We start from the raw sequence: 6,759 nt of genomic DNA, 5'->3' as shown, positions 1-6,759 counted from the left end.
CCCGCGCGCCGGCGTCGGGACCTGCGCGGCCCGTGCGCGCGAGGCCCGCGGCGCCAAGCTCAGGACGGCGCCCATGACCACCGACGGGACCGAGTCCACGGGCAAGGCCGATGCCGCCCGGACCCCCGCCCGCGCGCGGGCGCCGCGCAAGCCGGCGGACGCGGTCAGGGCCCGACCCGCCCGCAAGCCCCTGACCAAGGCGGCGCAGGCGGCGCTCTGGCGCGACCGCACGATCTGGCTGCTGCTCGGCCTCTGCCTGCTTCGCCTCGCCATCAACGGCCTGGCGCTGATTCCGGTGCATTTCGACGAAGCGCAATACTGGGCCTACGGGCGCGAGCTCGCCTTCGGGCATTATTCCAAGCCGCCGATGGTCGGCTGGCTGATCGAGCTGTCGACCTCGCTGTTCGGCGACACCCTGTTCGGCCTGCGCTTTTTCGCGCCGCTGGCGCATCTGGCCATCGGCGCGCTGATCTTCCTCACCGCCCGCCGGCTTTTCGACGCGCGCACCGGATTCTGGGCGGCCGTGGTCTATTCGGCGGCGCCCGGCGTCTCGATCTCGGCCCTGCTGATCACCACCGACCCGCCGATGATGGCCGGCTGGGCGCTGGCGCTCTACGCCATGGTGCGGGTGGCGGAGGTGCGGCCCGGCAAGAAGACCCCCGAGCCCTGGCTCTGGTGGGTGATGATCGGCGTCGGCGTCGGCGCGGGGATGATGGCGAAATACACCGGCGTCGCCTTCGTCGGCGGGGCGCTGGGCTACGCGCTTCTGTCGCGCGAACGCCCCATGGCGCCCACCCGGCGCAAGGGCGCGCTGATCGCCGCCGGCGCGGCGCTCGCGGTGCTGGCCCCCAACCTGATCTGGAACGCCGGCCACGGCTTCGTCACCTTCGCCCATCTGGGCGAGAACGCCGAGATCCGGCCCGACCGCGGCCTGGTTCATCCGGGCGAGCTCGGCGAATTCTTCGGCGCCCAGTTCGGCGTCATCGGCCCCATCGCCTTCGCCGCGATCCTGGCCGCGCTCGCCGCCTTCGCCCGGCCCGAGGCGCGGTCGGACTGGAAGGCGCGGCTGCTCGCCTGGCAGACCGCGCCGCTGCTGGCGATCATGTGCGCGCAGGCGCTGATGTCCCAGGCCCAGCCCAATTGGGCGGCGCCGGCCTATGTGGCGGGCTCGATCCTCGCCGCGCGCTACCTGATGGCGCGGGACTGGGACCGGGCGCTGCGGGTCAACGCCTGGATCGGGGGCGTGGCCTTCGCCGCGGTGCTGGGCCTCGGCGCGATCTATTCGGTCTGGGCGCAGGACCTGCCCCGCGCCGGCGATCCGTTCAAGAAGATGCGAATCGGCGGCCCGTTCTGCGAGGCGGCGCTGAGCGCGCTGGAGGGGGAGGGCGCCGACGCGTTGCTGTCCAACGACCGCCGGCGCCTGTCGGAATGTCTGTTCCAGGGCGGAATCGGCTTCGGCGACGCGGCGATCTGGGATCCGGACGGCCGCGTCTCCAACCATTTCGAGTTCCGCTCCCGGCTGGAAGCCGGCGACGCGCGCATCTTCCTGCTGGCGGTGGAGGGGGAGGCGCTGGCCGAGGACATCGCCGCCCGCTTCCAGTCGGCCGTGCCGCTGGGCACCGGCGAATTCCGCACCCATGAGGATCGGGCGGTCAGCTACTCGCTGTGGCTGGTCGAGGGGTTCGAGGGCTACTGAGCCCCTGCGAATCCCCCGCGAAACGCCAACGGGGCGCCGCGAAGCGCGCCACGCCCCCGCCCCGCGGGCGCACGGGCGCCCAAACGCCGCGCCCGTCGCCGCTTTCGCCTAAAGTTAACTCTTTCCCGCCTGCGAAGCCCGCCCTAGTCTTTCCGATGAACCGTCCCGCCGCGCCGCGCGGGCGCATCGCACAGGGGAGCCTTCGCGCATGACCACGAAACCGACTTCCGCCCTCCTGGCCGCCCTGACGGCCGGCGCCGCCGCGTTCATCCCGGCGGGCGCCGGCGCGGCCGAAGAGCCGGTGCTCTACGTCTACAACTGGTCCGACTACATCGCCGAAGACACCATCGAGAAATTCGAGGCCGAGACCGGCATCAAGGTCACCTACGACGTCTTCGACACCAACGAGGTGCTGGAGGCCAAGCTGATGGCCGGATCCACCGGCTACGACGTCGTGGTGCCGACCGGCTCCTTCCTCGCCCGCCAGATCCAGGCCGGCGTGTTCCAGGAGCTGGACAAGTCCAAGCTGCCCAATCTCGAGAACATGGATCCCGAGATCAGCGCCCGCGTGGCCGCCTGGGATCCCGAGAACAAGCACGCCGTGGTCTACATGTGGGGCACCACCGGCATCGGCTACAACGTCAAGAAGATCGAGGAGCGGCTGGGCGCCGACGCCCCGACCGACAGCTGGTCGCTGGTCTTCGATCCCGCCAACGCCGAGAAGCTCGCCGACTGCGGCATCACCATGCTCGACGCGCCGGTGGAGATCATCCCCGCGGCCCTGAACTACCTCGGCATCGATCCGGGCGCGCAGGACAAGGAGAGCATCGACAAGGCCGAGGCGCTGCTCAAGTCCATCGCGCCCCATGTCCGCTACTTCCATTCCTCGCAGTACATCAACGATCTGGCGAACGGCGACGTGTGCCTGTCGGTCGGCTGGTCGGGCGACGTGTTCCAGGCCCGCGACCGCGCCGACGAGGCCGACAACGGGGTCGAGATCGCCTACACCGTGCCCCAGGAAGGCGCGCTGATGTGGTTCGACATGATGGCCATTCCCTCGGACGCGCCGCATCCCGAGAACGCGCTGAAGTTCCTCAACTTCATCATGGACGCCCAGATCGCCGCCGACATCACCAACTACGTCTGGTACGCCAACGGCAACGCCGCAGCGACGCCGCTGGTCGACGAGGACATCACCTCCGATCCGGGGATCTATCCGACCGACGCGGCGAAGAAGAAGCTCTATGTCTCGGTGGTCTACGACTCGAAGTCCGACCGGCTGCTGAACCGGGCCTGGACCTCCGTGAAGACCGGTCAGTGATGGTCGGCGGGGCCCCGGCCGTGGCCGCTCCCGCGATCCTGCGCGGTCCGAAGTCGGACCGCGCCTTCATCCGCATCCAGGATGTGGTCAAGACCTTCGACGGCTTCCGGGCCGTCGACCAGGTCTCTCTCGACGTGGCGGAGGGGGAGATCTTCTGCCTGCTCGGCGGCTCCGGCTCGGGCAAGTCGACCCTGCTGCGGATGCTGGCGGGGTTCGAGACGCCGGACTCAGGGCGCATCGAGATCGACGGCCAGGACATGACCTCGGTCCCGCCCTGGGACCGGCCGGTCAACATGATGTTCCAGTCCTACGCGCTGTTCCCGCACATGAGCGTGGCGAAGAACATCGCCTACGGGCTGAAGCAGGACGGCATGAACCGCGCCGATATCGAGACGCAGGTGCGCCGCATGCTCGACCTGGTGAAGCTCTCGGACTTCGGTCATCGCAAGCCCGCCCAGCTTTCGGGCGGGCAGCGGCAGCGGGTGGCGCTGGCCCGGGCGCTGGCCAAGAAGCCCAAGGCGCTGCTGCTGGACGAACCGCTCTCGGCGCTCGACAAGAAGCTGCGCGAAGAGACCCAGTTCGAGCTGATGGACATCCAGGACAGCCTCGGCACCACCTTCATCGTGGTCACCCATGACCAGGAGGAGGCGATGACGCTCGGTTCCCGCATCGGGGTGATGAACCTCGGCAGGCTGGAGCAGGTGGACAAGCCTCGCGACCTCTACGAATTCCCGCGCAACCGCTTCATCGCGGATTTCGTGGGCTCGGTGAACATCTTCGAGGGCCAGGTGGTCGAGGATCATCCCGACCATGTCGGCATCGCCTCCGACGCGCTGGGCGGCTCGATCCATGTGCATCACGGCATGTCGTGTCAGGAGGGGCAGACGGTCTGGGTCGCGGTGCGCCCCGAGAAGATCGTGCTGCGCCGCGAGCCGCCCGAGGGAATGCTCGGCGTCGATATCGGCGGCAAGGCGCAGGGCGTGGTCGAGGACATCGCCTATATGGGCGGGCTGACCCATTACCGGGTGGTCCTGCCCTCCGGCCTGCGGGTGCGCGCGACATTGGCCAACCGCGAACGGCACGACGACGCGGCCCCGACCTGGGAGGAGAGGGTATGGATCTCCTGGGCCGAGGACGCCGGCGTGGCGCTGACCTCATGAGCGCGCGCCGCTGCGGAGAGCGGGCATGAGCTGGCTCCTGCGCCGCGGCCGGGCGCTGGTGGTGGCGGCCCCGGTGTTCTGGCTGGGGCTGTTCTTCCTGATGCCGTTTCTGGTGGTGCTGCGGGTCAGCTTCTCGGAAAGCGCCATCGCGCGGCCGCCCTATACCAGTCTGCTGGACTGGGCCGACGGGCTGCTGACCGTCACCCTCAATTTCGGGAACTACACGTTCCTGGCCGAGGACGATCTCTACATCACCGCCTACATGAACTCGATCTGGGTGGCGTTCGTCTCTACCGTGATCTGCCTGATCATCGCCTATCCGATGGCGCTGCTGATCGCGCGGTCCAAGTATCGCAACCTGCTGCTGATGCTGGTGATCCTGCCGTTCTGGACGTCGTTTCTGCTGCGCATGTACGCGCTGATCGGGCTGATGAGCCCGACCGGGTTCATCAACTCCGCGCTCGGCCTGATCGGCATCGGTCCGGTCACCATGCTGCAGACCGATTTCGCGGTCTATGCGGGCATCGTCACCGGCTATCTGCCGCTGATGATCCTGCCGCTTTATTCGACGCTGGAGAAGCTGGACGGCGCGCTGCTGGAGGCGGCGCATGATCTGGGCGCGAAGCCTTGGAAGGCGTTCGTCTCCGTCACCCTGCCGCTGTCGATGCCGGGGATCCTCGCGGGGTCGCTGCTGGTGTTCATCCCGTCGGTGGGCGAATTCGTGATTCCGGCGCTGCTCGGCGGGCCGGACCAGCTGATGATCGGCAAGGTTCTGTGGACCGAGTTCTTCAACAACCGCGACTGGCCGCTGGCCTCGTCGGTGGCCATCGCCATGCTGGCGCTGCTGGTGATCCCGATCATGTTCGTGCGCAATTCGCTCGGCGGGAAGGAGTGACGGCGCGATGAAACGCAGCTGGCCCTTGCTGGTGGGTGCGGGCGTGGGGTTCTCCCTGCTCTACGTGCCGCTCGCGATCATGGTGATCTACTCGTTCAACGCCTCCAAGCTCGCCTCGGTCTGGGGCGGGTGGTCGGTGCAGTGGTATGGGGAGCTTCTGTCCAACGACCAGATCCTCGGCGCCGCCTGGGTCAGCCTGAAAGTGGCGGCGATGGCGGCGAGCATCGGGACGGTGTTCGGCACGCTGATCGGCTACGCGATGACCCGCTTCGGGCGGTTCCGATTCCGGCTGCTGCTGTCGGGGATGGCGACGGCGCCGATCGTGATGCCCGAGGTGGTGACCGGCCTGTCGCTGCTGCTGCTCTTCATCTCGATGGAGAGCCTGCTGGGCTGGCCGGCGGAGCGCGGGATCGACACCATCGTCATCGCCCATTCGACCTTCTGCATGGCCTTCGTGGCGGTGATCGTGCAGGCGCGGCTGTCGGATGTGGACGTGTCGGTGGAGGAGGCGGCGATGGACCTCGGCGCCCGCCAGCCCAGGGTATTCTTCGACGTGACCCTGCCGGCGCTGACCCCGGCGCTGGTGTCGGGCTGGCTGCTGAGCTTCACCTTGTCGCTCGACGATCTGGTGATCGCGAGTTTCGTCAGCGGTCCGGGGGCGAGCACGCTGCCGATGGTGGTGTTCTCCAAGGTCAGGCTCGGGGTGACGCCGGAGATCAACGCGCTGGCGACGCTTCTGATCCTGGTGGTGGCGACCTGCGTGGGGCTGGCGGCCTGGCGGATGGCGAAGACCGGCAAGGGCTGAGGGCGGGGGATTTTTCGGCGCCCGTTCCGGGCATTTCGATGTCTCCGGCCGCAAGCGGCCTTCGGCGCGGGGGGGCTTGCGTCAACCGGCCGGCTCGGGGATGCGGGGGGATGAACCTTTTTGCCCCGCTCGTCCTGCCGCCGCTCCGCGACCGGCCCTATGCGCCGCCCTCGGGACCTCTGCGCGTGGTTCATGCGGATGCGGCGCTGCTGGTGCTCGAAAAACCCTCGGGGCTGCTGACGGTGCCGGGCAAGGCGGCGGCCCTGGCCGATTGTCTCGCCGCGCGGGCCGAGGCGGCGTTTCCGGGCGCGCGGATCGTGCATCGCATCGACATGGACACCTCGGGGCTGGTGGTTCTGGCCCGCAGCCCGGCGGCGCAGCGCCATCTGGGCCTGCAGTTCGAGCGGCGGGTCATCGAAAAGACCTATGTGGCCCGGGTGCGCGGCGCGCCGGGCGCGGAGGCCGGGCGGATCGAAGCGCCGTTGATGACCGACTGGCCGGCGCGGCCCCGGCAGAAGGTGGACGCGGCGGGCCGGGCAGCGGTGACCGACTGGGTGCGGGCCGGTGTGGAGCCGGGCGGGGGCGCCTCCCGCCTCGTCCTGCATCCGCTGACCGGGCGCAGCCATCAGCTGCGGGTGCATCTGGCGGCGATGGGCCATCCGATCCTGGGCGACGCGCTTTACGGCGACGATGCGGTTTTCGGGGCGGCGGAGCGGTTGCAGCTGCATGCCGAGCGGTTGCGCCTGCGCCATCCCGACGGCGGCGCCTGGCTGGAGTTTTCCGCGCCCGCGCCGTTCTGAGGGCGTGCGGGCGGCGAGGCCGGGAGCGCCGCGACGACCCGCGCGCCGGCGGCGCCGTCTCGCCCGCGGCGCGGTCAGGCGG

The 6,759-nt window shown here is 69.4% G+C and carries 6 protein-coding genes; all 6 read left to right on the top strand.

Annotated features, from left to right (window positions below; translation table 11 throughout):
• Positions 1-1,696, top strand: a 1,696-nt coding sequence (locus ACTB72_RS19710) for an ArnT family glycosyltransferase (RefSeq protein ID WP_463038725.1), incomplete at its 5' end; no start/stop codon positions are given.
• Positions 1,697-1,904: 208 nt separating this feature from the next.
• Positions 1,905-3,017 carry a polyamine ABC transporter substrate-binding protein gene (locus tag ACTB72_RS19705; RefSeq protein ID WP_463038724.1) on the top strand — a complete coding sequence of 371 codons (1,113 nt, stop codon included), beginning with the start codon at positions 1,905-1,907 and terminating at the stop codon, positions 3,015-3,017.
• Positions 3,018-3,037: 20 nt separating this feature from the next.
• Positions 3,038-4,177, top strand: a complete 1,140-nt coding sequence (locus ACTB72_RS19700) for an ABC transporter ATP-binding protein (RefSeq protein WP_463038723.1) — start codon at positions 3,038-3,040, stop codon at positions 4,175-4,177.
• Positions 4,178-4,202: 25 nt separating this feature from the next.
• Positions 4,203-5,072, top strand: coding sequence for an ABC transporter permease subunit (locus ACTB72_RS19695; protein ID WP_463038722.1), 870 nt, complete (start codon positions 4,203-4,205; stop codon positions 5,070-5,072).
• A gap of 7 nt (positions 5,073-5,079) precedes the next feature.
• Positions 5,080-5,877 carry an ABC transporter permease subunit gene (locus ACTB72_RS19690; protein ID WP_463038721.1) on the top strand — a complete coding sequence of 266 codons (798 nt, stop codon included), beginning with the start codon at positions 5,080-5,082 and terminating at the stop codon, positions 5,875-5,877.
• A 110-nt stretch (positions 5,878-5,987) separates the two neighbouring features.
• Entirely contained in the window at positions 5,988-6,677 is a 690-nt protein-coding gene (locus ACTB72_RS19685; RefSeq protein WP_463038720.1) for an RluA family pseudouridine synthase, read from the top strand.
• Positions 6,678-6,759 lie beyond the last annotated feature (82 nt).

This window comes from Albimonas sp. (assembly GCF_055129145.1).
This window is presented reverse-complemented; position numbering and strand designations above follow the sequence as displayed.